The organism is Mesorhizobium sp. BR1-1-16, from assembly GCF_020165495.1.
Lineage (GTDB): Bacteria > Pseudomonadota > Alphaproteobacteria > Rhizobiales > Kaistiaceae > Kaistia.
The window spans coordinates 50,363-77,178 of the sequence record NZ_JAIUIE010000011.1 but is presented as its reverse complement, the minus strand read 5'-3'; the positions used below and the strand labels follow the sequence as shown (position 1 = coordinate 77,178).

Sequence of the window (26,816 nt, the reverse complement as noted above, 5' to 3'; positions counted from 1 at the left end):
GAGCGAGCGCAAAGCGAGCCACCTCGCCGAAGGCTATCCGGACATCGAACGGCAGGCCGAATGGCCCAGGCTTGCCGCATCGGGGGTCCATGCGGGCTCGAGGGCCACCGGACGCTCTCGCCATGAACGCACATGTCTCGCCGCCGCTGAAGGCACCGCTGCCAAGCCTTGCCGAGGTCGCGCGCCGCATGGTGCCACGTTACACATCCTACCCGACCGCGCCGCATTTCTCGCCGGCCGTCACGCCGCAGGCCTATGCCGGATGGCTCGAACAGGTGGGAACCCGCGACGAAGCGGTCTCGCTCTACCTGCACATCCCCTTCTGCCGCTCGATCTGCGCCTATTGCGGCTGCACCACCAAGGCCTCGCTGCGCGACGAACCGATCCGCGCCTATGCCGCAGCTCTGCATCGTGAGATCGCGCTGGTCGCCGCCCATGTCGGCCGCGTTCCGGTTTCGCATCTTCATTGGGGTGGCGGCACACCCAACATCCTGCCACCGGATTGCATGGCCGAACTGATCGACGATCTCGCTACCCGGTTCAATTTTCAGGCGGCCATGGAGCACGCGATCGAGCTCGATCCGCGCCATGTGACGCCAGATGGCGCGCGGCACCTTGCGGCGCTCGGCGTCAACCGGGCAAGCCTCGGCATCCAGACGCTCGACGCCGACGTCCAGGCCGCCATCGGCCGCATCCAGCCCTTCGACGTCGTCGCGACATCGTTCGCCGCGCTGCGGGACGCAGGCATCGATGCCGTCAATGCCGACCTCATGTATGGCTTGCCGCTGCAGACGCTGGCGATGATCGAGGACACCGCCCGGCGCATTCTGACGCTGCGGCCGAGCCGGATCGCCATCTTCGGCTATGCCCATGTGCCGTGGATGAAATCGAACCAGCGGCTGATCGACACCACCGCGCTGGCGAATTCCGAAACACGGATGGAGCAGGCGGCGCTGGCACGGGCGATCTTCGAGGCCGCCGGCTATGTCGAGATCGGGATCGATCATTTCGCCGCACCGGATGATCCGCTCGCCCTCGCGCGGAAGGACGGACAGCTGCGGCGCAATTTCCAGGGCTATACCGACGACGCCGCGACGACCCTGATCGGCATTGGCGCGTCGTCGATCAGCCGCACGCCGCAAGGCTTCGCCCAGAACGCCCCGGACAATCTCGGCTGGCAGCGCGCGATCGAGGCCGGCATGCTGCCGACCGTCCGCGGCAAGGCCTTCGAAGGCGAGGACGTCATGCGGGCGGAAATCATCGAGGCGCTGCTCTGCGGCTTCGACGTCGATCTCGCGGCGGTCTCGCGCCGACACGGCGTCACGCCCGCTACCTTTGCCGATGCCCTAGAGCGCCTGCAGCCGCTGATCGAGGCCGGGTTTGTCGCGAGGGACGGTGATCACATCGTGATCCTTCGGCATCGCCACGAAATCGCACGCGTCGTTGCATCCGAATTCGACACCTATCTCAGTCGTGGCGGCCGGCATTCGGTAGCGGTCTAGCTGTCGGCGCGAGGTTCCGGGGCGTGCGGTGAAGCGATTGCGGCGCTTCGTCCGGGCTGCCGCGACGCGGGATGCTTGATTGCCGCCGCCCCGCATGGCAACGAAAGGCATGTCCACGTCCGCCAGCCCCATCGCCGCCGATCCCGTCGCCCTGTTGAGCGCGCTCATCCGCTGCCCATCGGTAACGCCCGATGAGGGCGGCGCCCTCGCCTACCTGGAAAGCGTGCTGGCGCCGGCCGGTTTCCGTGTCGAGCGGCCTGTGTTCAGCGAGGCCGGCACGCCTGACGTCGAAAATCTCTTTGCGACCATCGGCTCCGGCGCGCCACATCTGGTTTTCGCAGGGCATACCGATGTGGTGCCCCCTGGCGATGCGGCACGCTGGCGCCATGATCCCTTCGGCGGAGAGGTCGCGGAGGGCTTCGTCTTTGGGCGCGGCGCCGTCGATATGAAGGGCGGAATCGCCGCCTTCGTTTCTGCCGCGCTCGATTTCCTCCAGGGTCGCGACGGTACGCCGAAGGGCACGATCTCGTTGTTGATCTCCGGCGATGAAGAGGGCCCCTCGCTCAATGGCACGGTCAAGCTGCTCGATTGGGCGGCGCGGGCGGGGCATCACTTCGACGGCGCCATCGTCGGTGAGCCGACCAATCCGAAGGCGCTCGGTGACGCGATCAAGGTCGGGCGGCGGGGCAGCCTGTCCGGCCGCATCACCGTCCTCGGCCGCCAGGGCCATGTCGCCTATCCTCATCTTGCCATCAATCCGATCCCGCAACTGGTCAAGCTGGTGCGCCGTCTGACGGCGGAGGCCCTTGACGACGGCTCGGAGCGCTTCGATCCGTCCAATCTCGAATTTGTCGGCCTCGATGTCGACAATGCGGCCTGGAACGTCATTCCGGCCGAGGCGAGCGCGCGCTTCAACATCCGCTTCAACGACCAGTGGACGGTCAATACGCTCGAGGCCTGGCTTGCCGCGCGGCTCGACGAGGCAGCCGGCAACGAGATTGCCTATGAGCTCGATCTTCAGCCGGGCTGGAGCCAGTCCTTCCTGACCCATTCGCCGCAATTGATCGACGCGCTCAGCGATGCCGTAGAGGCCGTAACCGGCCGCCGGCCCGAACTCTCGACATCCGGTGGCACCTCGGATGCGCGCTTCATCAAGGACTATTGCCCCGTGGTCGAGTTCGGCCTTGTCGGGCAGACGATGCACCAGATCGACGAGCGCGCGTCGATCGATGACCTCAAGGCTCTGACCGCCATCTATCGCCAGTTCCTTGACCGCTGGTTCGGTTGAGGCGCAGCGTCCGATGTTCAACCCCGCCTCCATCGGCGCGATCCGCAGCGCCTTCGATCTTTTTCTCGGCCGGCGCGATGCGCTGGTGCGTTTCGATGTGAGCGTCGACGGCTTCTGGCATTCGTTCCGGGCGATCTTCTACGTCCTGCCCTTCTTCGCCATCAACGCGGCGGTCGAGCATCGCATGATGCTGTCCGATGCGGTGGTCGAGAATGTCCCGGACGCTGCCTTCGTCGCGGCGCGAATCGTCGATTACGGCATCGACTGGATCGCCATGCCGGCGCTGCTGATGCTGTTCGCCAAGCGGCTCGGCATAACCAGGACGTTCGCCCCCTATATCGTTGTCCGCAACTGGGCGCTGGTGGTCATGACGGCGCCACAGGCGCTGGTCTCGCTGCTGCTCGGCGTGGGGGTCCTGTCATTCGAGATTTCGGCCGCGATGTCGCTGGTCATTCTCGGCGTGATGATCCGCTTTCACTACCAGATCATCCGCTGGACCCTTGGCAAGTCGTTCGGCTTCTCGATCGGCCTCGTCGCCGCCGATATTGCGTTAAGCCTCGTCCTCAGCGAGGTCATCGACCGCCTCTTCGGGCTTTGAGCCAGGCGCCGCGCCGTAGTCGACGCGGACGAGATACAGCCCGCCCGGCGGCGCGACCGGGCCGCACGCCTTGCGGTCGCGCGCTGCCAGCGCCGCACCGACCGCTTCGGGCGGCCATTTGCCCTCGCCGACCTTCTTCAAGGTGCCGACCATCGAGCGCACCTGATTATGCAGGAACGAGCGGGCGGAGACATCGAACAGGACTTCATCGCCCTGGCGCCGGATCGCGATCGCGTCGAGCGTCTTGACCGGGCTCCTCGCCTGGCAATCGGCCGAGCGGAACGTCGTGAAATCATGGTGCCCGACGAGATGCGCCGCGCCCGCGCGCATCGCCTCGATGTCGAGCCGGCGTCGCACATCCCAGACACGGTCAATATCGAGCGCGGCCGGCGCGCGGCGATCGATGATGCGATAGAGATAATGCCGCCGCGTCGCCGACCGGCGCGCATCAAATGCATCCGGCACGGGCTCGGCAGCGATGATGGCGATCGGGGCCGGCCGCAGTTGCGCGTTCAGCGCGTCGCGGATCCGGTCGCCACGCCAGACACCGGGAAGACCGAAATGACCGACCTGGCCAAGCGCATGAACGCCGGTATCGGTCCGACCTGCGCCCTGCAGCACGGCCTTCTCACCGGAAAAGCGGAAGATCGCTTCCTCGATCGTCTGTTGCACCGACGGCGCATTGGCCTGCTTCTGCCAACCGGCATAAGGCCGCCCGTCATATTCGATCAGGATCTTGTAACGCGGCATCAGCCGAGCCGGGCGCCGGGCGCAACAATCGCCCCGCGCAGAAAAGCTTCGGCGGCGAGTGGCTTGCCGCCGGCACGCTGCAACTCGACGAGGCGGATGGCCCCCGTGCCGCACGCGATGGTCATGCGATCATCGAGCACCCCGCCGGGCAGGCCGGAGCCTTCGGCCAGCGTCGAGCGCAGGATCTTGACCCGTTCTGTCTTGCCGGAGAGATCCATCTCGCACCAGGCGCCGGGAAAGGGCGAGAGACCGCGAATGTGGTTATGCACCTCGGCGGCCGGCCGCGACCAGTCGATGCGTGTCTCGGCCTTGTCGATCTTGGCGGCATAGGTGACGCCGTCTTCCGCCTGCGAAACCGCGCCGAGCGCCCCCCGCGACAGGGCCGCGAGCGCGCGCACCATCAGATCGGCGCCAAGCCGCGCCAGACGGTCATGCATGTCGCCGGTGGTGGCATCGGGGGGAATGACAAGCCGTTCGGCCATGGCGACGGGGCCGGTATCGAGGCCCTCTTCCATCCGCATCACCATAACGCCGGTCTCGCGATCGCCGGCCATGATGGCTCGATGAATCGGCGCGGCGCCGCGCCAGCGCGGCAGCAGCGAGGCATGCAGATTGAGGCAGCCTTCGCGGGGGGCGTCGAGGATGGCGCGCGGCAGGATCAGGCCATAGGCGACGACGACGGCGACATCGATGTCGAGCGCCGCGAAATCCGCCTGTTCCGCCTCGCCCTTCAGCGATCGCGGCGTGAAGACCGGGATGCCGAACCGCTCGGCGATGGCATGGACCGGCGACTGCCGTTCCTCCATGCCGCGACCGGCCGGACGGGGCGCGCGCGAATAGACGGCGACGACCTCGTGACCCTGGCCGATGATCTCGGTCAGCGTTGGCACGGCAAAATCCGGCGTGCCCATGAAGGCGATGCGGAGCGTCATCGCCTCACGCCTTTTCGTCTGCGCGAGACTTGAATTCCGGCTTGATGCCCGACTTGGCGGCCTTGACGAATTTGCGGATCACCATCTCGCGCTTGAGGCGCGAGAGATAATCGATGAAGAGCTTGCCATCGAGATGATCGATCTCGTGCTGGATGCAGGTGGCGAGCAGCCCGTCGGCATTCATTTCCTGCGGCTTGCCCTCGCGATCGAGATAGCGGAGCCGCACGCCCGCCGGACGCTCGACCTCGGCATAATAATCCGGGATCGAGAGGCAGCCTTCTTCATAGATCGAGTGATCGTCCGTGGAGGCGATGATCTCGGGATTGATCAGGAACAGCGGCTTCCTGACCTCGCCCTCTTCCCGGCCTGATACGTCGATGGTCACCACGCGGCGCGGCACGCCGACCTGGATCGCGGCAAGGCCGATGCCCGGCGCCTCGTACATCGTCTCCAGCATGTCGTCCATGAAGCGACGCAGTTCGTCGTCAACGCGCTCGACGGGCGCGCTGGCAAGACGCAGCTTCGGGTCCGGCAGGGTGATGATATCGAGCTTGGCCATGAAGTTCCTCGGTAGTGCCGCTCCAGATAGGCAATCGGGCCCAAAGGGTCAATCGCCGAAACCGGCCGGCAGCTTGAGCAATGCGGGGAAACGTTCTCGTTTTGATCTGGTTTCGCGGCAAAAATCTGCTATCTCGTTTGAGCCATGCAGCAATCGCTCTTCATCGTCGCCGGACGGTCCATCACTCTTGGCGAAGCCTTCGTCGCCCTCGGCGCGCTGGCGGCGCTGCTTGTCGTCTTTCTCATGATCGCGATCTGGCGCGGCCAGCGACGGCAGGCCGAGGCCGAAACGGACCGCTATGCCGAGGAACGCGCCGTCGAGGACCGGATCGGCGAACTCGTCCGCCTGCAGAGCGAGATGGCCGGCCGCATGAACGCCATGGCGGAGGTACTCGGACGCCGCCAGGCCGATCTGGTGCATGGGCTTTCGGAACGGATGGACATGCTGGGTCATCGCGTCGGCGAGAAGCTGGCCGACGCGACCCGCTCCTCCCATGCCGATCTTTCAAAGCTCAACGAACGCCTCGCTGTCATCGATACGGCGCAGAAGAACCTGACGGAACTGTCGAGCCAGGTCGTCGGACTGCAGTCGATCCTCTCCAACAAGCAGACGCGTGGCGCCTTCGGCCAGGGGCGTATGGAGGCGATCGTGCAGGATGGCCTGCCGCGCGGCCGCTATGCGTTCCAGGCGACGCTTTCGAACGGCAACCGGCCGGACTGCCTGATCGAATTCCCGAACGGCACGCCCGCCCTCGTCGTCGACGCGAAGTTCCCGCTCGAAGCCTGGAACGCCATTCGCGCGGCGTCAGGGCCGGAAGCGCTGCGCGCCGCCGAAACCCAGTTCCGCCGCGATGTCACCCGCCATGTGCGCGACATCGCCGAGCGCTATCTCATTCCCGGCGAGACGCAGGAAACGGCGTTCATGTTCGTGCCGTCGGAATCGGTTTTTTCCGAGATCCACGAGCGCTTCGAGGATGTGGTGCAGCAGGCCCATCGCACCCGGGTCGTCATCGTCTCGCCCTCGCTGCTGCTGCTCTCGATCCAGGTCATCCAGTCGGTGCTGCGCGATGCCGAGATGCGCGAGCAGGCGCATGTCATCCAAAATGAAGTGCGCAAGCTCGTCGAGGATGTCGGCCGGCTCGATGACCGCGTCCTGAAACTGCAATCGCATTTCGGCCAAGCGACCAAGGATGTCGAGGACATCCTGATCTCGACGCGCAAGGTCAAGCAGCGCGGCGCGCGTATCGACGGTCTGGAGTTCCGCGAGGAGTCCGAGGACGCCGCGCCGCCGTTGCAGCGCGACCTGCTGGCCGGAGAATGAGCGATCAGTAGCCGCGCCCGTGCTCCGCGAGGAATGCCGCCTCCTCCGGCGTGTTTTCGCGGCCGAGGACGGCATTCCTGTGCGGAAAGCGGTCGAAGCGGCGGATGAGATCGCGATGCTTGATCGCGAAGTCGAGATAGTTGCGATAGGTGTCCGCCTGCGCTTGCGGCGCATCCGCCAGGAGGACCTCATAGAGCGCGACCGAGAACTCCTGGTCGGCCATTTCCTCGCTGTGCTCGAACGGCAGATAGAGAAAGCAGCGCTCGATCAGCGCGAAACGCTCCACCCCGCTTTCGACGAGAACGCGTGCGTGGCGCCGGGCCGTGGCGTCATAAGCGAAGGCCCGGCCGTCCTTGCGGAAGATGTTGCGGGGAAACTGGTCGAGCATGATGACGAGCCCGATCGCCTCGTCGCGGTCGAGCTGATCGACCGGCCAGTCCTGCGCCGCGACGGCATCGAGAAAGGGACCGAAGATCGAGAAGATCTGCGCGTCGGTCGCGTCGCTTTGCTCGAACCAGATGGCCGCCTTCTCCGCCGGGAAATAGTCCTTGGACGGCAGATGGCCGCACCAGAAGTGATGCGCTTCGGCGAGGATATCGTCGGGAATCATGGCGGTCCTCAGAACGGTGTGCGCGCGCGGATGGCAGCGGAGAGCGTGCCTTCATCGAGATAGTCGAGTTCGCCGCCAACGGGCACGCCATGGGCAAGGCGCGAAACCTTCACCGGCAGTCCGGCCAGGCGATCCGTGATGACATGCGCCGTTGCCTGCCCGTCCACCGTGGCATTGACCGCGATGATCACCTCGGACACGTCTCCGCCGCTGCAGCGGCCGACAAGCTGATCGATCGTGAGATCCTCGGGGCCGACGCCATCGAGGGGCGACAGCGTCCCGCCGAGCACGTGATAGCGGGCGTTGATTGCCGCTGCGCGCTCGAGCGCCCAGAGGTCGGAGACGTCCTCGACCACGACGATCGTGCGGCCGTCGCGGGTCGGATCGGTGCAGATGATGCACGGGTCGGAGGTATCGACATTGCCGCAGACCGAGCACGTGACGATCCGATCGGCGGCGACGCTCATGGCGTTCGCGAGCGGAACGAGCAGCAGGTCCTTTTTCTTGACCAGCGCCAGCGCGGCACGGCGCGCCGAGCGCGGCCCAAGGCCAGGCAGCCGCGCCAGAAGCTGGATCAGCCTCTCGATCTCAGGTCCGGCGACGGCGCGCGGCATGACGGTCTCCGATTGGCCGCGATCAGAACGGCAGCTTGAGGCCGGGCGGCAAGCCGAGCCCGCCGGTCAGCGACTGCATCTTCTCGGCCAGCAGCTTCTCGGCCTTGCCGCGCGCGTCGGCATGGGCTGCGATGACGAGATCCTCGAGGATTTCGCCTTCGTCTGCCTTCAGCAGTGACGGGTCGATGGCGATCTTCCTGAGGTCCCCCTTGGCCGTCATGGTCACCTTGACCAGGCCGGCGCCGGCATTGCCCTCGACCTCGAGCACGGCGACCTCTTCCTGCATCTCCTGCATCTTCGACTGCAGTTCCTTGGCCTTGCTCATCATGCCCATGATGTCGCGCATCGGATTTCGCTCCTCTTCGTCAGCTTGAAATGAATCAGTCTTCGGCCTGTTCCGACGGATCGTCGGTGAGATCGCCCGCAAGCTCTGCAGCGGCGGGGACGGGCAAGGCCGCATCGGCGCTGTCGTCGCCGCGGATCTGCACGTCTACGATCTCGGCGCCGGGAAAGCGCGCGAGTACGGCGGCGACGAGCGGATCGGAGCGCGCATCGCTCTTCTGCTTCAGCTGCTCCGCTTCCTGCCGCTCGGCGAGCGTCTGGCTGCTCGCGCCGCGGCCGAGCGAGACCATGAACCGTTCGCCGGTCCAGTCGGTCAGCTTGCGGGCAATGTCGGCGGCAAGCGTGCGCGGCGCATCTTCCGTCGGCTCGAATTCCAGCAGCCCCGGCTCGAAACGGATGACCCGAACCTCGCGCTCCAACGCCAGCTTGAGCGGCAGGTCGCGCTTCAGCCCAACATAGGCAACAAGATCCTCGAACCGTTGAAAGCGGATGGCCGGAGCGGCCTTGGCGGTGACAGGCATCGGCGCGGGCGGCGCCGCGGCGGGCCGCGAAGCGGGTTCGGCCAGGCTGAGGCCCGGTCCGCTATGTCCGAAACCGCCAGATGATGGCGCGATGGCGCGCGGGCCCGGCTCGGGAGAAGAAGACGGCGAGGCCACGGAAGGCGAAGGCGCCGGCAACGCGCCACTCTTCAGGAGGCGCAGCGCTTCGTCGGGCGTCGGCAGATCGCTCACATGGGCGATGCGAATCAGCACCATGTCGGCTGCGGCCAGTGGCCGGCTCGAGCCCTGCACTTCCTCGATGCCCTTCAAAAGCATCTGCCAGGTCCGCGACAGCACGCGCAGCGGCAGGCTGGCGGCAAATTCGCTGGCACGGCGGCGCTCGTTCTCCGCCATCGCGGCATCGTCGCCGGCGCCCGGCACGACCTTCATCCGGGTCACCTGATGCGTGAAGGCGGCAAGGTCCTGCAGCACCACGCCCGGTTCGGCGCCGATGTCATACTGCGTCTTCAAGAGCGCCAGAGCCTCGGGCACGCGTCCGCCCATCAACGCCTCGAACAGATCGACCACGCGGCTGCGATCCGCAAGGCCGAGCATGCCACGCACGTCTTCGGCGACGATCGTGCCGGCGCCATGGGCAATCGCCTGGTCGAGCAGCGACAGCGAATCGCGCGCCGAGCCCTCGGCAGCCCGCGCGATCATCGCGAGGGCCTCCGCGTCGATCTCCACGCCTTCGCGGGCGGTGATCGATCCGAGCAGCCCGATGAGCCGGTCCTGTTCGATACGGCGGAGATCAAAGCGCTGGCAGCGCGAGAGCACCGTCACCGGCACCTTGCGGATCTCGGTGGTGGCGAAGATGAACTTCACATGCTCCGGCGGCTCCTCGAGTGTCTTCAAGAGGCCGTTGAACGCGGCCCCCGAAAGCATGTGCACTTCGTCGAGGATGTAGACCTTGTATCTCGCTGAAACGGGCTTGTAGCGAACCGCCTCGATGATCTCGCGGATATGGTCGATGCCGTTATTGGAGGCGGCGTCCATCTCGATCACGTCGACATGGCGGCCCTCCATGATCTCGGCGCAGTGGACGCCGAGCTCGGGCATGTCGATGGTTGGCTTGTCGACCTTGCCGGGCACGAGATAGTTGAGACCACGCGCCAGGATGCGGGCCGTCGTGGTCTTGCCGACGCCGCGCACCCCGGTCAGCATATAGGCTTGGGCGATGCGGCCGGTCTCGAAGGCGTTGCGCAGCGTGCGGACCATCGGCTCCTGGCCGACGAGGTCGTCAAAGCTCGTCGGGCGGTACTTCCGCGCAAGCACGCGATAGGCGCCCGATGCCGTGTCCCTAGTTCCGCCCGAGAATTCGCCGCCGTCCATGCCTCGTCCTGTCGCCTCGATCCGGCCGAGCGGACCTTGCGGTCCGAACTCAAATGGAGAGCCTGACCCTAGCACAGGCTATGGCCCAGGCTCAGCGGCGGATCAAGAAAGAAGGGGGTAAAGTAGGAGGCTGGCACGCGACCCGTGCCTGGCTCGTTGGGGCTGCTTCCTTCCGGACCTGACCCGATTGGCGAGTGGTACGTCCACCACCAACCTCCCGCTGGGACATATCGTCGTTTCGGCGCCGCTTGGCAAGTCCCCCGCACAACGCGATCGCCACTTCCGCCGAACGATGGCCAACGAGGGTCCGTCTGATGTCTATCGCCCTTGCGACTTCTGTGGCGTAATGCCGGCCTCCGCGCGCGCCGCGCCACGGCCGCCACCACACTCGCCGAAGTCCTCCACCATGACCCGATCGCTCTTCGACACGCTCCCCTCACCCGAGCCGAGCACGCTCACCGGATTTTCCGGCAACCGGCTCGACCGGCGCAGCGAGCAGCGCAACGAAGCGAGCCTTTCGGCAGCGCTCGCCGATCCTTCCGCGCGCGTCATGCTGCTGCGCGGCGACGAGGCGATGCTGAGGAGCGGCGAAGCGGCCAACGCGCTGTTCACGCTGCGCGAGGCCGAGGCCATCGGCGCGGATCTCGACGAGGTCATCCTGCTCGGCTGGGCGGACAGCGCACCGCGCCTTGCCGCGACGATTACCAGCGAGACCACCTTCGACGCCGATTCGTTCCACGCCGTTTCGATGCGGACGCTCGCGATCAACGGCGCCGCCGGCGGGCTGCTCGCCGATACGGCGGATCCTGAGACACTCGGCGCCCTAGCACAGGCGCGCGCCCTGCTGCACTGGCACCGCTCCAGCCGCTTCTGCGGGCGCTGCGGCACGAAGACGATGATGAGCCAAGGCGGTTATCGGCGGGACTGCCCGAATTGCGACGCGCAGTTCTTCCCGCGCACCGATCCGGTCGCGATCATGCTGGCGATTCGCGACGACCGCTGCCTGATGGGCCGCCAGGCACGCTTTGCCGCCGGGACCTATTCCTGTCTCGCCGGCTTTGTCGAGCCGGGCGAGACGATCGAGGACGCTGTCCGCCGCGAAATCCAGGAAGAAGCGGGCGTCCGCATCGGCCGCGTCGCCTATCACGCCAGCCAGCCTTGGCCGTTCCCGATGTCCCTGATGATCGGCTGCATCGCCGAGGCGCTCTCAAGCGAGATCGTGCCCGATACCGACGAACTCGAGGATTGCCGCTGGTTCTCGCGCGATGAAACACTCGCCATGCTGGAAGGCCGCCACCCCGACGGCCTCTCGACACCACCCCGGATGGCAATCGCCCACACCCTGATCAGGGCCTGGGCGGAAGGCGACTAAGGCCGCGCCCCAATGCAGAAACAGTTCGAAACAAAGGGACTGATACCAATACAAATCTCTCCGTGACGCTTTTTTCGGGTTCGATAATGTGTTTCGGCGCATCCGGACCGTGCGTTGGCGAACCTGATCGCTCCGATGAGGGCGACGTCTCGGGGGAGATGGCCAAGCGTGAAGACGATCGTTATCAGCCTCCCACGCCGCATCGACAGGCGCGAGACCTTCGAGGCATGGAACCGGGCGCAGCCACTCTGCTTTTCGTTTCTACCCGCCGCTGAGGGCGAGCATATCTCCCGGCACCGGCTGATCGAAAGCGGTCTTCTCGTCGAGGACGAGCACAATTTCGGCCCCGGCGCTCTCGGCAACGCGCTGTCCCACGCGGCGATCTGGCGCAACTGCGCCGATGGCACCGAGCCTTACATCGTCCTGGAAGACGATGCCTGCCTGCGTGGCGACTTCTGGAAGCACGCCAAACCGATCCTGGAGCGCAACCTGGCCGCCTGCGATCTACTCGCACTCGGCTACAACACGGATTCGGTCGTCGCCTTGCGCGGATCGGATGGCGTCGTCTCGGCGATGCGTTTCGACGAAACGGTCAAGAAGCGCCCAGGCTATTTCGAGACCTATTCCCGTCTGCACGATGTCCGGCCCAATCTGTTCCGCTGCGTGCAGTTCTGGGGTCTGCTCGCTTATGCGATCACGCCAGAGGGCGCGAAGGCGCTGCTCTCGGCCTGCCTGCCGCTCTCTTCGCGAGAAAGGGTGACGCTGATCGGCGAGGATCGCGTCATTCGGCCCTACGGCATGGACAGCATGGTCAATCTCGCGCTGCAAAAGGGCACGATCCGGGCGGCGGCATGCTATCCGTCGCTGGCGCTCGGTCCCAACAGTCAACTCACCTCGGACATCCAGACGACGGTCGACGCGCAACTCGCCTGCTGAGTCTCTCAGGCGCGTCCCTTGTCTCAGGCGTACCCTTGTCTCAGGTGTGTCCGTGCGCGCGGAACGAGGCCGCCGGATAGACCCCGAGGATACGCAATTCCTCCGAGAAGAAGGCCAGTTCCTGCAGAGCCAGCGTCAGGTTCGCATGGTCGGGATGTCCCTCGACATCGGCATAGAACTGCGTGGCCGTGAAGCGGCCGCCGAGCTGGTAGCTCTCGAGCTTCGTCATGTTGATGCCATTGGTCGCAAACCCGCCCAGCGCCTTGTAGAGCGCCGCGGGAATGTTGCGCACCCGGAAGACGAAGGTGGTGAGCACGGGGCCATTATCGGCCGGCGCCGTCACCGCCTCGCGCGACAGAATGACGAAGCGCGTCGTGTTGTGCTCGGCGTCCTCGACATTCTCGGCCAGGATGTCGAGGCCGTAAAGTTCGGCCGCAAAGCGCGGCGCGAGCGCGGCGCGGGTAATGTCGCCCGATTCGGCAATGATGCGCGCGGCACCCGCCGTATCGCCGGCGACGACGGCGCGATAGCCGTGCTCGCGCAGAATGCGCCGGCACTGGCCGAGGCCGTGCACATGGCTCTCCACCGTCTTGATCGTTTCGAGGGTCGCGCCATGCGGCGCCATCAACTGGAAGCGGATCGGCAGGAAAAATTCGCCGATGATGTGCAGGCCGGAATCGGGAAGGAGATGGTGGATGTCCGCCACACGGCCGGCGAGCGAATTCTCGATCGGGATCATCGCGAGATCGACATCGCCGCGCGACATCGCCTGGAAGCAATCCTCGAAGGTCGGCGCCGGCACAGCCTCATAGTCGGGATAGACGGCATGCGAGGCGATGTGGGAATTGGCGCCAGGCTCACCCTGATACACGATCTTCTTCATGGGATAGGGTCACTTCCGAACGTCGCCAGCGCGACGAAGCCTTTGGTCAGGCTAGGTTTTGCGAGCGAGCAGAAGGCGCGCCCTTTCAAGATCGGCCGGAGTATCGACACCGAGCGGCACAGCGTCAACGACCTCGACATCGATGCGCATGCCGGCCTCGAGCGCCCTCAGCTGTTCCAGCCGCTCGCGCCTTTCGAGGGGGGACGGCGGCAGCGCGACATAGCGTTCGAGCGCCGCGCGGCGATAGGCGTAGAGCCCGATGTGATGATAGAGCGGCCCGGCGCCCCACGGCGCGGTGGCACGCGTGAAATAGAGCGCCCGCAGCTGCCGCTCGGACAGCACGCCCCCGATCGTCTTGGGCGAGGCGACGATCTTGACGACGCTGTCATTGACCTTGTCGGCCTCGTCGGTGATGACCGCGGCGATGGTGCCGATGTCGACTTCCGGATCGGCGAGTGGCGCGAAGGCGGCTGCGACCGAAGACGGCTCGACGGTGGGCAGGTCACCCTGGACATTGACGACGAGATCGTAGTGACCAGCGGGATCGATGAGGCCGATGGCCTCATGAATGCGGGAAGAACCGTTCTCATGGTCGGCGCGCGTCATCACCGCCTCGCCGCCGGCCCGTCGCACTGCGTCCGCGATGTCGGCATCGTCGGTCGCGACGAAAACCGGCCCGATTCCCGCCTCAGCAGCGCGGCGCCAGACATGCACAATCATCGGTTCGCCGTGAATATCGGCCAGCGGCTTGCCCGGCAGCCGCGTCGAAGCCATGCGGGCCGGCACCATAACCAGCGCCTCTCTTGTCACGCTCATTCGCTTGGCTCCGCCCCGTTCACGCCGCGGGTGTCAAAAAGTCTCAACGGCGCGACCTTCATACGTATTGCGCGGCTTGTGCGAAAGCTTGTAGTTTCCGCGCCACATGCTTTGGCCCCCGTCATCCGGCGGGCGCGCCAAGTCCTTATTTTTATTGCGACTGGGGCCGGGACCGATGGATTCCTTCGAGGTCAACAAGATACTGGGCGCGGTCCTGTTCACCCTTTTGATGGTGATGTCGCTCAGCATTGTCTCCGAGGCGATCTATTCGCCAGCCGAGGCGGAGAAGCCGGGCTTCGAGATCGCGGTCGCGGAAGAACCGGCTGCCGGCGCCGCCGCGGCCCCCGTTGCCGCTGATCCGCCGATCGCGACGCTGCTCCAGACCGCCAGCGCTTCCGCCGGCGAGGCCGTCGCCAAGAAGTGCGCCGCCTGCCACAATTTCGTCGAAGGCGCCGGCACTAAGGTGGGTCCCGATCTTTACGGGGTCATCGGCAGGCCGATCGGCGATATGCAGGGCTTCAAATATTCGGCCGCCTTCGCCAAGGCCCATGAGGCCGGCGACAAGTGGACCTATGAGCACCTCTACCACTTCCTGAAGAAGCCGAGCGCCGACATGCCGGGCACCGCGATGGGCTTTGCCGGATTGGCGAAGCCTGAAGATCGCGCCAACGTCATTGCCTATCTGCGCACCCTGGCCGCGACGCCCGAGCCGCTGCCGGCGCCGGAAGCTGCTCCTGCGCCCGCGGCTCCTGACGCGGCCCCGGCTGCCCCGAATTCAGCCCCGACGGCTCCGGCGTCTCCCACGCCTGCCGCCCCGGCAGCGCCCGCAGCCCCGGCTCCCGCGGCTCAGTAGACGCGGCGCTTCATTAAATCTTGGAAAGCTTGGGCCGGAGCCAACGCTCCGGCCTTTTTCATGCCCGAATTGCCCAAGCTTCTTCGCAGCATGGTTGCCCTCGCGGCATTCAACGCTGAGAATGCTGCCAGCCTTTCGGAGAATCGTCCTTGCTCAGAGCCGCCTTCGCAGCCCTCCTCGCCGGTCTAGCCCTGCTGCCGCCCCTGGCGCCGAGCTTCGCCGAAGATGCGACCGCAACCGCGACGACAGCCGACGCGCCGAAATCGGACGCACCCTGGCGCCATGCGACCTCGCTGATCGGCGAGCCGAACTATCCAGACGGCTTCAAGCACTACGACTACGTCAACCCGGAAGCCCCCAAGGGCGGCACGCTGAATTCGGCAGCCGATGGCACCTTTGACAGCTTCAATCCCTACGTCATCCAGGGCAATCCGGCCGCTGGCTTCGCGGCGTTTGGCGGTGGGCTGCTCTATGACACACTCATGGATCAGGCAACCGACCAGGCCGGCACGAATTACGGCCTGATCGCGGAAGCGATCAGCTACCCGGCCGATTTCGCCTGGGCCAGGTTCCGTATCAATCCGGCGGCGCGCTGGCATGACGGACAGCCGATCACGGTCGATGACGTCATCTGGTCGTTCAACACGCTGAAGGCGCAAAGCCCGCTCTACAACAAATATTACGCCAATGTCGTGAAGGCCGAGAAGACCGGCGAACGCGAGGTGACCTTCACCTTCGACAAGCCTGGCAATCGCGAACTGCCCAACATCCTCGGCGATCTCGTCGTGCTGCCGAAGCACTGGTGGGAAGGAACCGACCCCTCGGGCAAGAAGCGCGATGTCACACGCTCGACGCTGGAACCGCCGCTCGGTTCAGGGCCCTACGAGATCGAGAGCTTCTCGCCCGGCAACCGCATCGTCTGGAAGCGGGTCGCAGACTATTGGGCCAAGGATCTGCCGACGATGGTTGGGCGCAACAATTTCGACAGCCAAGTCTACACCTATTTCCGCGATCCATCGGCGAGTTGGGAAGCGTTCAAGAAAGGCGGTCTCGACGATATCCGCCTGGAAAACCGCATCGCGCGTTGGCAGACCGAATACACGTTCCCTGCCGTCACGCGCGGCGATGTGATCAAGCGCTCCTTCCCCTATCACGCCGCCGGCCGCATGCAGGGCTTCGTGCTCAACCAGCGCCGCGAGAAGTTCCAGGACATCCGCGTCCGGCAGGCGCTCAATTACGCCTTCGATTTCGAGACGATGAACCGCACGCTGTTCTTCGACAAATACAAGCGCATCGAAAGCTATTTCGCGGGCATCGACCTCGCATCGAGCGGACTGCCCGAAGGCAAGGAACTCGAGATCCTGCAGAGCGTGAAGGACGAGGTTCCGCCGGAACTGTTCACACAGCCCTTCCATCTGCCGGTCAACGATACACCGCAGGCGCTGCGCGATAATCTCCGCAAGGCAGTCGAGCTGATGCAGCAGGCCGGCTGGACGCTGAAGGGCAATCGCCTCGTCAACGCGAAGGGCGAGCCCTTCACGATCGAGTTCCTGCTGAATGATCCGACCTTCGAACGCGTGGTGACCCCCTATCTGCAGAACCTGAGACGCATCGGCGTCACCATGACGATCCGCACGGTCGACCCGGCGCAGTATCAGAACCGCGTCAACAGTTTCGACTTCGACATGATCTCGTCGGTGATCCCGCAGTCGCAGTCGCCCGGCAACGAGCAGCGCGAGATGTGGACGTCGTCGTCGGCCGATCTTCCCGGCAGCCGCAATGTCATCGGCATCAAGAACCCGGCCGTCGACAAGCTTGTCGATCGCGTCGTGTTTGCGACCAATCGTGACGACCTCGTCGCAGCAACCCATGCGCTCGATCGCGTGCTGCTCTGGAATTATTACGTCGTGCCGAACTGGTACAACGACACGATCAACGTGGCCTACTGGAACAAGTTTGGCATCCCTCCGAAGCAGCCCGACTACAGCGGTATCGACACCAACTCCTGGTGGATCGATGCGGCCAAGCCTGCCGCAAGCGTGACGCCGGGAGCCGCGCCTTGACTGTCTGGCGGCCCTCGCGACGCTCCGTTCTTCTCAGCGGCATTGCCAGCGCATTCCTCGGGCCGGCATCGCAGGCGCTCGCAACCTCGCTCGCAGGCGTTGCGGGCAAAAGCGGCCTGCACGGGCTCTCCGTGTTCGGAGAACTGAAATATCCGCCTGATTTCAGCCATTTTGACTATGTAAACTCGGACGCGCCGAAGGGCGGCAGCTTCGTTTTCGCGGCGCCGAACTGGTACTACAATCAGAGCCCAAACACGTTCAATACGCTGAACGGCTACACCTTCCGGGGCGACGGGCCGCCGCGCATCGAGCTCGTGTTCGACACGCTGATGGTGCCGGCGCTCGACGAGCCTGATTCGCTCTACGGCCTTGTTGCGAAGAGCGTTTCGGTTTCGGAGGATGGCAACCGCTTCACCTTCGACCTGCGCGAGGAAGCCCGCTTCAATGATGGCACGCCGCTGACATCAGCCGACGTGGTCTTTTCATTCGAAACGCTGAAGCAGCATGGTCATCCCGACATTTCTCAGTCGATCCGGCAGATGTCATCCGTGACCGCCGATGGCGATCACCGTGTCATCGTCACATTCACGGGCGAGCAATCGGTCAAGGAGCCGCTGATCGTCGCCGGAACGCTGCCGATCTTCTCAACGGCCTTCTATGCCGGCCGCAATTTCGAAGCGGCGACCATGACGCCGCCACTTGGCTCCGGCCCCTACCGTATCGGCGCGGTCAGTCCCGGCCGGTCCATCGCCTTTGAGCGCGTCGCCGATTATTGGGCGAAGGATCTCCCGGTCACGCGCGGGCGCTACAATTTCGACCACATCCGCGTCGAGTTCTATCAGGACCCCGATGTCGAGTTCGAGGCCTTTGCCAAGGGCGCGGTGACCTGGCGTGAGGAGCAGGCCTCGAAGAACTGGGCGACGCGCTATACGTTCCCAGCCGTGCGCGAAGGCAAGGTCAAGAAACCGGATTTCCCCTCGGAGCGCCGCGCCGACATGTATGGCTGGTTCTTCAATCTGCGCCGCGCGAAATTTGCCGATCCACGCACCCGGCGGGCCATCGGCATGGTGTTCGATTTCACCTGGACCAACAAGAACCTCTTTTACGGCCTCTACCAGCGCAGCACATCGTTCTTCGAAGGCTCCGATTTTGCGGCAACCGGGCTGCCAAGCCCGGCCGAAGTCGCCTTGCTGCAGCCTTTCGCCGAGACATTGCCGCCCGGCTTTCTGGACGGGCCGCCGGTGATGCCGCCGCTTGCCGATGGCAGTGGCCGCGATCGCAAGCTCATGCAGGTCGCGGTGGGCCTCCTTCGCGACGCTGGCTGGCAACCCAAAGGCAACCGGCTCGTCAACGCCGCAGGTGAGCCACTGGCGATCGAATTCCTGATCCAGTCGCCCGCCTTCGAGCGCGTGCTGACGCCTTATCTTGCCAATCTTAAGGCCATCGGCGTCGATGCGTCGATGCGGCTGGTCGATGCGGCGCAGTATCAGCGTCGGAGGGGCGACTTCCAGTTCGACATCATCGCCAGCCGGACCATGTTCGACGCGACGCCGATCGACGGGATAGAGCAGATCTTCGGATCCGCGGCTGCCGATGTCAGCAGCGGCTCGAACCTCGCCGGACTGAAGGATCCGATCGTCGACAGCCTCATCGCGACCGCCGGCCGTTCGGAGAGCCGCGACGCGCTGATCACGTCGATGCGCGCGCTCGACCGCGTGCTCCGGGCGCGCGAAATCTGGATTCCGGCATGGCTGCCTGGGGCGCATCGCGTCGCATGCTGGGATATCTTCGCCTGGCCGGAGGCGAAGCCTGCTTATGGCTTCTCTCCGGAGACCACGTGGTGGTACGACCGCGAGCGCGCTGCCGCCATCGGCAAGCAGGGCTGACGGGAAGGATTTCGACGCGCTCATGGCCGCCTATATCATCCGACGCCTGCTGCTGATGATCCCGACCATTCTCGGCATCATGACGCTTTCGTTCATCGTGGTGCAATTCGCACCGGGCGGCCCCGTGGAGCGCGTCATCGCTCAGCTCCAGGGCAACGACGTCTCGGCGACGGCGCGCATTTCTGGCGGCGGCGGCGATGCCGGCATGGGTGCGCAGGATCAGACCGGGCGCGGCGGCGGACCCCTCAATTCGAAATATCGCGGCGCGCAGGGCCTCGATCCCGAATTCATCGCCAAGCTCGAAAGGCAGTTCGGCTTCGACAAGCCGCCGCTCGAGCGTTTCGGCCTGATGCTGTGGAACTATGCCCGCTTCGATTTCGGCCAGAGCTATTTCCGCGATATCAGCGTCATCGACCTGATCAAGGAAAAGCTGCCCGTCTCGATTTCGCTCGGCCTCTGGATGACGCTGATCTCCTATGGCATCTCGATCCCGCTCGGCATCGCCAAGGCCGTGCGCGACGGCTCGCGCTTCGACGTCTGGACCTCGGCCGTCGTCATTGTCGGCTATGCCATTCCGGGCTTCCTGTTCGCGGTGATGCTGATCGTTCTCTTTGCCGGCGGCAGCTTCCTCGACTGGTTTCCGCTTCGCGGGCTCTGGTCCGATCAATATGCATCGATGCCGTTCTGGCAGTGGGTCACCAGCCCGGCTGCGCTCGCCGATTATGCCTGGCACATCACCTTGCCAGTGATTGCGATGGCCCTGTCGGCGTTTGCGACGACGACGCTGCTGACCAAGAATTCGTTCCTCGACGAGATCCGCAAGCAATATGTCGTGACGGCGCGCGCCAAGGGCCTCACCGAAAACCGCGTGCTCTATCATCACGTTTTCCGCAACGCGATGCTGATCGTCATCGCCGGCTTTCCGGGCGCGTTCATCGGCGCGTTCTTTGGTGGCTCGCTGCTGATCGAGACCATCTTCTCGCTCGACGGCCTTGGCCTGCTCGGCTTCGAATCCGTCATCAACCGCGATTATCCGGTCGTGTTCGCCACGCTCTACATCTTCTCGCTGCTCGGCCTCGTCATCGGCCTGATCTCGGACCTGACCTACACCTGGGTCGATCCACGCATCGATTTCGAGAAGCGGGAGGTCTGAGCCTTGGTCGACATCGCATTTGACGCCGCCGAGGCCGAGCCGCGCCGTTTCACGCTATCCCCGCTGAACCGGCGCCGCTGGCAGAATTTCCTGCGCAACAAGCGCGGCGCCTGGTCGCTCTGGCTGTTCCTTGCCCTGTTTGCCGTGACGATGTGCTCCAACTTCATCGCCAACGACAGTCCTCTGATCGCCTCCTACAAGGGCGAGATCCTGTTTCCGGTCCTCGCCGATTACCCGGAGGAAAAATTCGGCGGCTTCCTCGCAACGACGAATTTCCGCGATCCCTTCATCCAGGAGGAGATCAACGCGCATGGATGGATGGTCTGGCCGCCGGTGCGCTATTCCTATGACACGGTCAACAACGAGATCGCCACCCCCGCTCCTGCGGCGCCGTGGTGGCTAATTCCAGCCGACGAACGCTGTCGCGCCTATCCGCTCGGTGCTGAAGATCCCAACTGCACGCTCGGCAATTTCAACTGGCTCGGCACTGACGACCAGGGCCGCGACGTCCTCGCGCGCGTGATGTATGGCCTCAGGATCTCGATCCTGTTCGGCTTTATCCTGACCATCGTGTCCTCGGCGGTCGGCATCGCCGCGGGCGCCATTCAGGGCTATTTCGGTGGCTGGATTGATCTCTTCTTCCAGCGCTTCATCGAAATCTGGACCTCGCTGCCCGAGCTCTACATCCTTCTGATCATCGCTTCGATCCTGGTGCCGGGCTTCTGGGTACTGCTCGGAATCCTCCTGCTGTTCTCATGGGTGCGACTGGTCGGACTGGTGCGCGCCGAATTCCTGCGCGCGCGCAATTTCGAATATGTCCGCGCGGCGCGGGCGCTCGGCGTCCGGAACGCCACGATCATCGTCCGCCATGTGCTGCCCAATGCCATGGTCGCGACGCTGACCTTCCTGCCTTTCATCCTCAACGGCTCGATCGTGACGCTGACATCGCTCGATTTCCTCGGCTTCGGCCTGCCGCCCGGCTCGCCCTCGCTCGGCGAACTGATGAGCCAAGGCAAGAATAACCTTCAGGCACCCTGGCTTGGCATCACCGGCTTCATCGTCATTTCGCTGACGCTCTCTCTGCTGGTCTTTGTCGGCGAAGCGGTGCGCGATGCCTTCGATCCCCGCAAGGCCTTCGGATGATGGCAGCCCATTCGATGCACCCCCTTCTCGCCGTCGACGATCTCTCGATCCATTTCGTGCAGGGCAACAGCCGATCCGTGGCGGTCGACCGCATTTCGTTCACGATCGGCGCCGGCGAGACCGTGGCATTAGTCGGCGAATCCGGCTCGGGCAAATCGGTGACGGCACTTTCGATCCTGAAGCTGCTGCCCTACCCGGCCGCCGAGCACCCTACCGGCCGCATCCTCATGCAAGGCGAGGATCTGCTCGCCGCATCGGATAGCGAACTCCGCCGCGTGCGCGGCAACAAGATCACCATGATCTTCCAGGAGCCGATGTCCTCGCTCAATCCGCTGCACACGATCGAGCAGCAGATCGGCGAAATCCTCTCGATCCATCAGGGTCTTGGCGGACAGGGCGCCCGCAAGCGCATCATCGAGCTGCTCGAGGAAGTCGGCATTCGCGATGCCGCCAAGCGGCTTGGCTCCTATCCGCATCAGCTTTCGGGGGGCCAGCGTCAGCGCGTCATGATCGCCATGGCGCTGGCGAACGAGCCCGAACTCCTGATCGCCGACGAGCCGACCACGGCGCTCGACGTCACCGTGCAGGCGCAGATCCTGAAGCTCCTGAAGCAAATCCAGGTCCGGCGCGGCATGGCGCTGCTGTTCATCACGCATGATCTCGGCATCGTCCGGAAGATCGCCGACCGCGTCTGCGTCATGACCAAGGGCAAGATCGTCGAAACTGGCAACACCGCCGATGTCTTCGCCCATCCGCAGCACGACTATACGCGCCACCTGCTCGCCGCGGAGCCGCGCGGCAAGCCGCCCGCGTCCGATGCCAGCGCGCCTGCGGTCATGGTGGCCGAGGATCTGAAGGTCTGGTTTCCCGTCAAGGCCGGGCTCTTCCGCCGCACCGTCGACAATGTGAAGGCCGTCGACGGTATCGACGTCACCGTAAGGCGCGGCCAGACGCTTGGCGTCGTCGGCGAATCCGGCTCCGGCAAGACGACACTCGGCCTCGCCATGATGCGGCTGATCTCATCGAAGGGCGCCATCAGCTTCAAGGGCGAGCGCATTGACGCGCGCGGCTTTGACCAGATGCGGCCGCTGCGCCGCGACATGCAGGTGGTGTTCCAGGATCCGTTCGGCTCGCTCAGCCCGCGCATGTCGGTCGGTGAGATCGTCGCCGAAGGCCTCCGCGTCCACCAGCCCACCCTCTCCTTTCGCCAGCGCGAGGCGAAGGTCGCGCATGCGCTGGAGGAAGTCGGCCTCGACCCGGCCAGCCGCCATCGCTATCCGCACGAATTCTCAGGCGGCCAGCGCCAGCGCATCTCGATCGCCCGTGCCATGGTGCTGGAGCCGGAATTCGTGATGCTCGACGAGCCGACTTCGGCGCTCGACATGTCGGTGCAGGCGCAGGTGGTCGATCTCTTGCGCGACCTGCAACAAAAGCGCGGCCTTGCTTATCTCTTCATCAGCCACGACCTGAAGGTCGTGCGGGCACTCGCCAATGATGTCCTGGTCATGCGCGCCGGCAAAATGATCGAATATGGCCCTGCCGAGCGCATTTTCGCTGCGCCCGAGGACGATTATACCCGCGCGCTGATGGCAGCCGCCTTCGCGATCGAAACCGCACCGGAGGGCGTCGTCTCGCAATGACGGCCGACGCAACGCTTCCCGGCGTTCTGGTCGCGTCCGGCCATTGGGACCCCGAACCCTGGGCGTTGCCCTTCCGCGCCGATCCCGGCCGTCCCGTGATGGTCTGGCCGAAGGTGACCGATCCGGCCGCCATCCATTATGTGCTCGCCTGGGCGCCGCCGCCCGAGGCCTTTCTGGGCCTTCCCAACCTCAAGGCGATCTTCTCGCTCGGCGCGGGTGTCGATCACATCCTTGGCAAGGCGGCGCTGCCAAACGTTCCGGTCGTGCGCATCGTCGATCCCGATCTCACCATGCGCATGACAGAATGGGTGGTGCTGCAGGTGCTGCTGCATCATCGCCGGCAGCTTGCCTATCTGCGGCAACAGGCGGCGCATCGCTGGGAGGAAATCGGTCAGCCGGTCGCGCGCGATGTACGGGTCGGGCTGATGGGCCTCGGCGAACTCGGCCAGGCCTCGGCGCGCGTGCTGCGGTCCCTTGGCTTCGATGTCGCCGGATGGAGCCGAACGCCAAGGACAGTGCCGGGCGTCACGTGCTTCTCTGGCACGGATGGGCTCGAACCCTTTCTCGCACGCACTGACATTCTCGTCGTGCTGCTGCCGGCAACACCGGAAACACGCGGCATCCTCAATCGCGCCCTCTTCGCGAAACTGCCGCGCGACGGCGCGCTCGGCGGTGCCGTGCTGATCAACGCAGGCCGTGGCGCCCTGCAGGTCGAAGCCGACATCGTCGAGGCGCTTGAGACCGGCGCCTTGATCGGCGCCAGCCTCGATGTGTTCGAGAAAGAGCCGCTGCCGTCGGAAAGCCCGCTCTGGTCGCGTCCTGACGTCGTGATCACGCCGCATGTCGCCGCGACCAGCGACGCTGCCGTTCTGGCGGACGGCATCCGCCGCGCGATCCTCGATTTCGAAGCCGGCAAGCCGCTGTCGAATCTGATCGATCCGAAGCGGGGTTATTGATCGAACGCGATCCGCCGCACCACGCTCGGCAGCCCGGCCGTGACAGCAATCCGCGCCACTGCCTCGTCGAGGGGCTCGGCGACGACCTCCATCTGGTAGCCGCTCGCATGCAGCAGCGTCTCGGGGTCGGCGAGGATGCCGACATGGCCCGGCCAGAATACGAGATCGCCGCGCAGCCGCGTTCCTGCGAGCCCTTCGGGCAGGACATCGCCGAGCGCAGCCGCCTGCTGGTCGCTGTCGCGCGGGGCCTTGATGCCCGCGGCGGCAAGCGAAAGCTGCACCAGCGCTGAGCAGTCGAGCCCGAGGCTGGTGCGGCCGCCCCAGAGATAGGGCGTCTCGATGAAGCGCTCGGCAACCGAAACGAAGTCGAGCGCCGGCGCATCGTCGATCGGCGCGACATGCGTTGCGACGACCGCGCCCATGCCGTTCTTGAGCAGCCGGTAGGGCGTGCCGCGCGTCACGGCCTCGCCGCCGAGCGCCAGGGCCGAGCCGAACGACAGGAGACCGAGCGGCGGACGCCGCAGATCGGCCTGGGGATAGATGAAGGTGCGCAGCGCCGTGACGCGGTGGGTCGGCGCCGGATCGAGGGGGCCGAGCGCATCGGAAGAGACATAGCCGACATAGCCGTCGGTCTCGAGCTGGAGGAATGCCCAGCCCTCGATGGTATCCTCGAAGACGCGCACGACTTCGCCATGCAGCGCCTCGCTGGCGATGCCGCCATCCGTCCGCGGCGCGCTGCGGATCGGCGTCGATGCCGCCGTGACGCGCTTCAGGACGCCCTCGACGAAACGTTCAGCCTCGACGCGCCCTTTGAGCCGCGCATCGGCAAGATCCGCCCGAAAGGCATGGCTGCGCGGATCGAGCAGCGAAAGAACGGTCATGGTGGCAGTTCCTTGTGACGGGCGATGATCAGATCGCCGAGGCGTTCGACGGCCAGCGCGCCGGCAACGGTCCGCTGCACCACGACATTGCGGCGATCCGCTGCGTCGCGATGCCGGCTGACCAGCCCGAGCCGGCCCATCGTGTCGAGCGCGCGGGTGATCGCCGGCTTGGTGACGCCAAGCTTGGCAGCAAGGCCGCGAACCGTATGCGGCGGCATTTCGAGATAGACCGTGAGCAGAACAGCCATCTGGCGCGCGGAGAGATCATGCTCGCCGTCGCGCACCAGATCGAAGGTGACGTCATGCCAGAGACGCAGCGCCTGGGACGGGCGCAAACTCGTGGGCATCGCCGGCTCCAGCTCACGCGATACGCAATCACGCGATACGCAATCGTTTCGGAACCGTTCTATTTAGCCAGAGGCCGAGCCCGACCGCAAGGAGCGTGCACGACCTATGTCACGAACCGCTCGCTGATCAGGCTGAACAGCGCGCGGATCGACTGCGCCTCACCGCCTTCCGGCCGTCCGGGGCGCGACATCGGGTTCCACGCGTAGATGTCGGCATGGATCCAGGGCACGCTGCGCGGCACGAAGCGATCAAGGAAGAGCGCCGCCGTCACCGACCCGGCGAAACCGCCCTGCCCGGCATTGTTGATATCGGCGATCTTCGAATCGATCATCGCCTCATAGGGCGCCCAGAGCGGCAGCCGCCATAGCGGGTCCCCGACCTCTTCGGCATGGCGGGCGAGATCGGCCGCAAGGCTGTCGTCATGCGTATAGAAGGGCGGAATGTCCGGGCCGAGTGCCACACGCGCAGCGCCGGTCAGCGTTGCAAGGTCCACCAGCAGGTCGGGCTTTTCCTCGGCCGCGAGCGTCAGCGCATCCGCGAGGATCAAACGGCCCTCGGCGTCGGTATTGCCGATCTCGACCGTGAGGCCGGCCCGCGAGCGCAGCACATCGCCGGGACGGAAGGAGGGGCCGGAAATCGCATTCTCGACGGTTGGCACGAGCAGGCGCAGGCGGATCGGCAGTCCCGCTTCCATGATCAGTTGCGCGAGGCCGATCGCATTGGCAGCGCCGCCCATATCCTTCTTCATCAGAAGCATGCCGCTTGACGGCTTGATATCGAGGCCGCCGGTGTCGAAGGTCACGCCCTTGCCGACCAGCGTCACCTTGGGGTGATCGGTATTGCCCCAGACGAGATCGACGAGGCGCGGCTGGCGGTCTTCCGACGCGGCGCGGCCGACAGCATGGATCAGCGGGAAATTCGCCGCCTGCAGCGCCGGCCCGACGATTTCCGAAACCTTGGCGCCATGCCGCTCGGCCAGAGCGAAGATCTGCAGCGACAGCTCGGCCGGTCCGAGGTCATTGGCCGGCGTATTGACGAGGTCGCGCACCAGCGTGACCGACCGGGCGAGGCTGCGGGCCGCAGCGATCTCGACGCCGCGCGGGATCACCAGCCGTGGCGTCGGCTGCCGCGTCGTCTTGTAGCGACTATAGGCATAGTTGCCGAGCGCCCAGCCAAGCGCGCCAAGCGCCGGATCCGGAAGATTCGTCACGAACTCATAGTCACCGGCCGGCAGGATCGCCGGCAGCTTGCCGATCCCGAGCGGCGCCCGCCGCCAGGCATCGGTCTTTCCAAGTCCGAACAGCACGCGGCCGATGCCGCCCTTGGCATCGGCGATGATGGTGACCGCGCCCATCGCCGCGTCGAAACCTGTCGCGCGGGCCCAGCTCGCCTCAACGTCGGACAGCGTTGAGAGAATTGCGTCGAGGCCTTCAGTCGGGACGGCGTGAACCGGAACGGAGACGTCCGAACCTTCGATGAGGCTATCTGGCAATGCACTGA

General features: G+C 65.2%; 25 protein-coding genes and 1 other RNA gene. 13 read left to right on the top strand and 13 right to left on the bottom strand.

What is annotated here, in order from left to right; translation table 11 throughout:
• Nucleotides 1-122 precede the first annotated feature (122 nt).
• The 3 genes from hemN (at nucleotide 123) to LB518_RS19745 (ending at nucleotide 3,388) form a co-directional block, all read left to right on the top strand.
• Entirely contained in the window at nucleotides 123-1,502 is a 1,380-nt protein-coding gene (gene hemN / locus LB518_RS19755) for an oxygen-independent coproporphyrinogen III oxidase (protein WP_224579530.1), read from the top strand.
• A gap of 109 nt (nucleotides 1,503-1,611) precedes the next feature.
• Nucleotides 1,612-2,790 carry a succinyl-diaminopimelate desuccinylase gene (gene dapE / locus LB518_RS19750; RefSeq protein ID WP_224579529.1) on the top strand — a complete coding sequence of 393 codons (1,179 nt, stop codon included), beginning with the start codon at nucleotides 1,612-1,614 and terminating at the stop codon, nucleotides 2,788-2,790.
• Nucleotides 2,791-2,803: 13 nt separating this feature from the next.
• Nucleotides 2,804-3,388, top strand: a complete 585-nt coding sequence (locus LB518_RS19745) for a hypothetical protein (RefSeq protein WP_224579528.1) — start codon at nucleotides 2,804-2,806, stop codon at nucleotides 3,386-3,388.
• Here the strand turns inward: LB518_RS19745 and truA are convergent.
• From truA to def, 3 genes are read right to left on the bottom strand one after another with little or no spacing between them, the layout of a single operon-like run.
• A complete protein-coding gene (gene truA / locus LB518_RS19740) occupies nucleotides 3,341-4,138 on the bottom strand; it encodes a tRNA pseudouridine(38-40) synthase TruA (RefSeq protein WP_224579527.1) in 798 nt (265 codons plus the stop codon). The genes LB518_RS19745 and truA overlap by 48 nt on opposite strands.
• On the bottom strand, nucleotides 4,138-5,070 hold the full coding sequence (fmt, locus tag LB518_RS19735; protein ID WP_224579526.1) for a methionyl-tRNA formyltransferase: 933 nt from the start codon (nucleotides 5,068-5,070) through the stop codon (nucleotides 4,138-4,140). Before fmt ends, truA begins: the two co-directional genes overlap by 1 nt.
• A gap of 4 nt (nucleotides 5,071-5,074) precedes the next feature.
• Nucleotides 5,075-5,629: a peptide deformylase gene (gene def / locus LB518_RS19730; RefSeq protein WP_224579525.1), complete on the bottom strand. Its 555-nt coding sequence runs from the start codon at nucleotides 5,627-5,629 to the stop codon at nucleotides 5,075-5,077.
• 144 nt (nucleotides 5,630-5,773) lie between these two features.
• Between def and LB518_RS19725 the strand changes: the two genes are divergently transcribed.
• Nucleotides 5,774-6,949 (top strand): DNA recombination protein RmuC, encoded by a 1,176-nt coding sequence (locus LB518_RS19725; protein ID WP_224579524.1) that lies wholly within the window; start codon nucleotides 5,774-5,776, stop codon nucleotides 6,947-6,949.
• Nucleotides 6,950-6,953: 4 nt separating this feature from the next.
• Here the strand turns inward: LB518_RS19725 and LB518_RS19720 are convergent, their stop codons facing one another.
• The 5 genes from LB518_RS19720 to ffs form a co-directional block, all read right to left on the bottom strand.
• On the bottom strand, nucleotides 6,954-7,559 hold the full coding sequence (locus LB518_RS19720) for a DUF924 family protein (RefSeq protein WP_224579523.1): 606 nt from the start codon (nucleotides 7,557-7,559) through the stop codon (nucleotides 6,954-6,956).
• 8 nt (nucleotides 7,560-7,567) lie between these two features.
• Complete coding sequence (gene recR, locus LB518_RS19715; RefSeq protein ID WP_224579522.1) at nucleotides 7,568-8,173, bottom strand: recombination mediator RecR; 606 nt, start codon at nucleotides 8,171-8,173, stop codon at nucleotides 7,568-7,570.
• 22 nt (nucleotides 8,174-8,195) lie between these two features.
• A complete protein-coding gene (locus LB518_RS19710; RefSeq protein ID WP_224579521.1) occupies nucleotides 8,196-8,519 on the bottom strand; it encodes a YbaB/EbfC family nucleoid-associated protein in 324 nt (107 codons plus the stop codon).
• A gap of 34 nt (nucleotides 8,520-8,553) precedes the next feature.
• Nucleotides 8,554-10,386: a DNA polymerase III subunit gamma/tau gene (locus tag LB518_RS19705; protein WP_224579520.1), complete on the bottom strand. Its 1,833-nt coding sequence runs from the start codon at nucleotides 10,384-10,386 to the stop codon at nucleotides 8,554-8,556.
• Between the two features lie 122 nt (nucleotides 10,387-10,508).
• Nucleotides 10,509-10,604, bottom strand: an RNA gene (gene ffs / locus LB518_RS19700) — signal recognition particle sRNA small type.
• Nucleotides 10,605-10,792: 188 nt separating this feature from the next.
• Between ffs and nudC the strand changes: the two genes are divergently transcribed.
• Both nudC and LB518_RS19690 read left to right on the top strand, forming a co-directional pair.
• Entirely contained in the window at nucleotides 10,793-11,758 is a 966-nt protein-coding gene (gene nudC, locus LB518_RS19695) for an NAD(+) diphosphatase (protein WP_224579519.1), read from the top strand.
• 168 nt (nucleotides 11,759-11,926) lie between these two features.
• Nucleotides 11,927-12,694, top strand: a complete 768-nt coding sequence (locus LB518_RS19690; RefSeq protein WP_224579518.1) for a glycosyltransferase family 25 protein — start codon at nucleotides 11,927-11,929, stop codon at nucleotides 12,692-12,694.
• Between the two features lie 40 nt (nucleotides 12,695-12,734).
• Here LB518_RS19690 and LB518_RS19685 read toward each other — a convergent pair whose 3' ends face one another.
• Both LB518_RS19685 and LB518_RS19680 read right to left on the bottom strand, forming a co-directional pair.
• Entirely contained in the window at nucleotides 12,735-13,577 is an 843-nt protein-coding gene (locus LB518_RS19685; RefSeq protein WP_224579517.1) for a prephenate dehydratase, read from the bottom strand.
• A gap of 51 nt (nucleotides 13,578-13,628) precedes the next feature.
• Entirely contained in the window at nucleotides 13,629-14,393 is a 765-nt protein-coding gene (locus tag LB518_RS19680; protein WP_224579516.1) for a 3-deoxy-manno-octulosonate cytidylyltransferase, read from the bottom strand.
• Nucleotides 14,394-14,568: 175 nt separating this feature from the next.
• On the opposite strand from LB518_RS19680, the gene LB518_RS19675 reads away from it, so the two are divergent.
• The 7 genes from LB518_RS19675 to LB518_RS19645 all read left to right on the top strand — a co-directional run bounded on the left by LB518_RS19675 (nucleotide 14,569) and on the right by LB518_RS19645 (nucleotide 24,087).
• A complete protein-coding gene (locus tag LB518_RS19675; protein ID WP_224579515.1) occupies nucleotides 14,569-15,246 on the top strand; it encodes a c-type cytochrome in 678 nt (225 codons plus the stop codon).
• Nucleotides 15,247-15,440: 194 nt separating this feature from the next.
• Nucleotides 15,441-17,309, top strand: a complete 1,869-nt coding sequence (locus LB518_RS19670; RefSeq protein ID WP_502845856.1) for an extracellular solute-binding protein — start codon at nucleotides 15,441-15,443, stop codon at nucleotides 17,307-17,309.
• On the top strand, nucleotides 17,306-19,195 hold the full coding sequence (locus tag LB518_RS19665; RefSeq protein WP_224579514.1) for an extracellular solute-binding protein: 1,890 nt from the start codon (nucleotides 17,306-17,308) through the stop codon (nucleotides 19,193-19,195). The genes LB518_RS19670 and LB518_RS19665 overlap by 4 nt, the downstream gene beginning before the upstream one ends.
• Nucleotides 19,196-19,217: 22 nt before the next feature.
• Nucleotides 19,218-20,348 carry a microcin C ABC transporter permease YejB gene (locus LB518_RS19660; RefSeq protein WP_224579513.1) on the top strand — a complete coding sequence of 377 codons (1,131 nt, stop codon included), beginning with the start codon at nucleotides 19,218-19,220 and terminating at the stop codon, nucleotides 20,346-20,348.
• A 3-nt stretch (nucleotides 20,349-20,351) separates the two neighbouring features.
• On the top strand, nucleotides 20,352-21,491 hold the full coding sequence (locus LB518_RS19655) for an ABC transporter permease (protein WP_224579512.1): 1,140 nt from the start codon (nucleotides 20,352-20,354) through the stop codon (nucleotides 21,489-21,491).
• 14 nt (nucleotides 21,492-21,505) lie between these two features.
• Nucleotides 21,506-23,131, top strand: coding sequence for an ABC transporter ATP-binding protein (locus tag LB518_RS19650; RefSeq protein WP_224579511.1), 1,626 nt, complete (start codon nucleotides 21,506-21,508; stop codon nucleotides 23,129-23,131).
• A complete protein-coding gene (locus LB518_RS19645; protein ID WP_224579510.1) occupies nucleotides 23,128-24,087 on the top strand; it encodes a 2-hydroxyacid dehydrogenase in 960 nt (319 codons plus the stop codon). The genes LB518_RS19650 and LB518_RS19645 overlap by 4 nt, the downstream gene beginning before the upstream one ends.
• Here LB518_RS19645 and LB518_RS19640 read toward each other — a convergent pair.
• From LB518_RS19640 to LB518_RS19630, 3 genes are all read right to left on the bottom strand, one after another.
• Complete coding sequence (locus LB518_RS19640) at nucleotides 24,081-24,968, bottom strand: C40 family peptidase (protein ID WP_224579509.1); 888 nt, start codon at nucleotides 24,966-24,968, stop codon at nucleotides 24,081-24,083. The two genes, LB518_RS19645 and LB518_RS19640, sit on opposite strands and share 7 nt — an antisense overlap.
• On the bottom strand, nucleotides 24,965-25,315 hold the full coding sequence (locus LB518_RS19635) for a MarR family winged helix-turn-helix transcriptional regulator (RefSeq protein ID WP_224579508.1): 351 nt from the start codon (nucleotides 25,313-25,315) through the stop codon (nucleotides 24,965-24,967). Before LB518_RS19635 ends, LB518_RS19640 begins: the two co-directional genes overlap by 4 nt.
• 104 nt (nucleotides 25,316-25,419) lie before the next feature.
• On the bottom strand, nucleotides 25,420-26,808 hold the full coding sequence (locus LB518_RS19630) for a leucyl aminopeptidase family protein (RefSeq protein ID WP_224579507.1): 1,389 nt from the start codon (nucleotides 26,806-26,808) through the stop codon (nucleotides 25,420-25,422).
• Nucleotides 26,809-26,816 lie beyond the last annotated feature (8 nt).

Coding starts and splice junctions, on each gene's coding strand:
- hemN (WP_224579530.1), top strand. CDS start 123: ATGAACGCACATGTCTCGCCGCCGCTGAAGGCACCGCTGCCAAGCCTT.
- dapE (WP_224579529.1), top strand. CDS start 1,612: ATGTCCACGTCCGCCAGCCCCATCGCCGCCGATCCCGTCGCCCTGTTG.
- LB518_RS19745 (WP_224579528.1), top strand. CDS start 2,804: ATGTTCAACCCCGCCTCCATCGGCGCGATCCGCAGCGCCTTCGATCTT.
- truA (WP_224579527.1), bottom strand. CDS start 4,138: ATGCCGCGTTACAAGATCCTGATCGAATATGACGGGCGGCCTTATGCC.
- fmt (WP_224579526.1), bottom strand. CDS start 5,070: ATGACGCTCCGCATCGCCTTCATGGGCACGCCGGATTTTGCCGTGCCA.
- def (WP_224579525.1), bottom strand. CDS start 5,629: ATGGCCAAGCTCGATATCATCACCCTGCCGGACCCGAAGCTGCGTCTT.
- LB518_RS19725 (WP_224579524.1), top strand. CDS start 5,774: ATGCAGCAATCGCTCTTCATCGTCGCCGGACGGTCCATCACTCTTGGC.
- LB518_RS19720 (WP_224579523.1), bottom strand. CDS start 7,559: ATGATTCCCGACGATATCCTCGCCGAAGCGCATCACTTCTGGTGCGGC.
- recR (WP_224579522.1), bottom strand. CDS start 8,173: ATGCCGCGCGCCGTCGCCGGACCTGAGATCGAGAGGCTGATCCAGCTT.
- LB518_RS19710 (WP_224579521.1), bottom strand. CDS start 8,519: ATGCGCGACATCATGGGCATGATGAGCAAGGCCAAGGAACTGCAGTCG.
- LB518_RS19705 (WP_224579520.1), bottom strand. CDS start 10,386: ATGGACGGCGGCGAATTCTCGGGCGGAACTAGGGACACGGCATCGGGC.
- nudC (WP_224579519.1), top strand. CDS start 10,793: ATGACCCGATCGCTCTTCGACACGCTCCCCTCACCCGAGCCGAGCACG.
- LB518_RS19685 (WP_224579517.1), bottom strand. CDS start 13,577: ATGAAGAAGATCGTGTATCAGGGTGAGCCTGGCGCCAATTCCCACATC.
- LB518_RS19680 (WP_224579516.1), bottom strand. CDS start 14,393: ATGAGCGTGACAAGAGAGGCGCTGGTTATGGTGCCGGCCCGCATGGCT.
- LB518_RS19675 (WP_224579515.1), top strand. CDS start 14,569: ATGGATTCCTTCGAGGTCAACAAGATACTGGGCGCGGTCCTGTTCACC.
- LB518_RS19660 (WP_224579513.1), top strand. CDS start 19,218: ATGGCCGCCTATATCATCCGACGCCTGCTGCTGATGATCCCGACCATT.
- LB518_RS19650 (WP_224579511.1), top strand. CDS start 21,506: ATGCACCCCCTTCTCGCCGTCGACGATCTCTCGATCCATTTCGTGCAG.
- LB518_RS19645 (WP_224579510.1), top strand. CDS start 23,128: ATGACGGCCGACGCAACGCTTCCCGGCGTTCTGGTCGCGTCCGGCCAT.
- LB518_RS19640 (WP_224579509.1), bottom strand. CDS start 24,968: ATGACCGTTCTTTCGCTGCTCGATCCGCGCAGCCATGCCTTTCGGGCG.
- LB518_RS19635 (WP_224579508.1), bottom strand. CDS start 25,315: ATGCCCACGAGTTTGCGCCCGTCCCAGGCGCTGCGTCTCTGGCATGAC.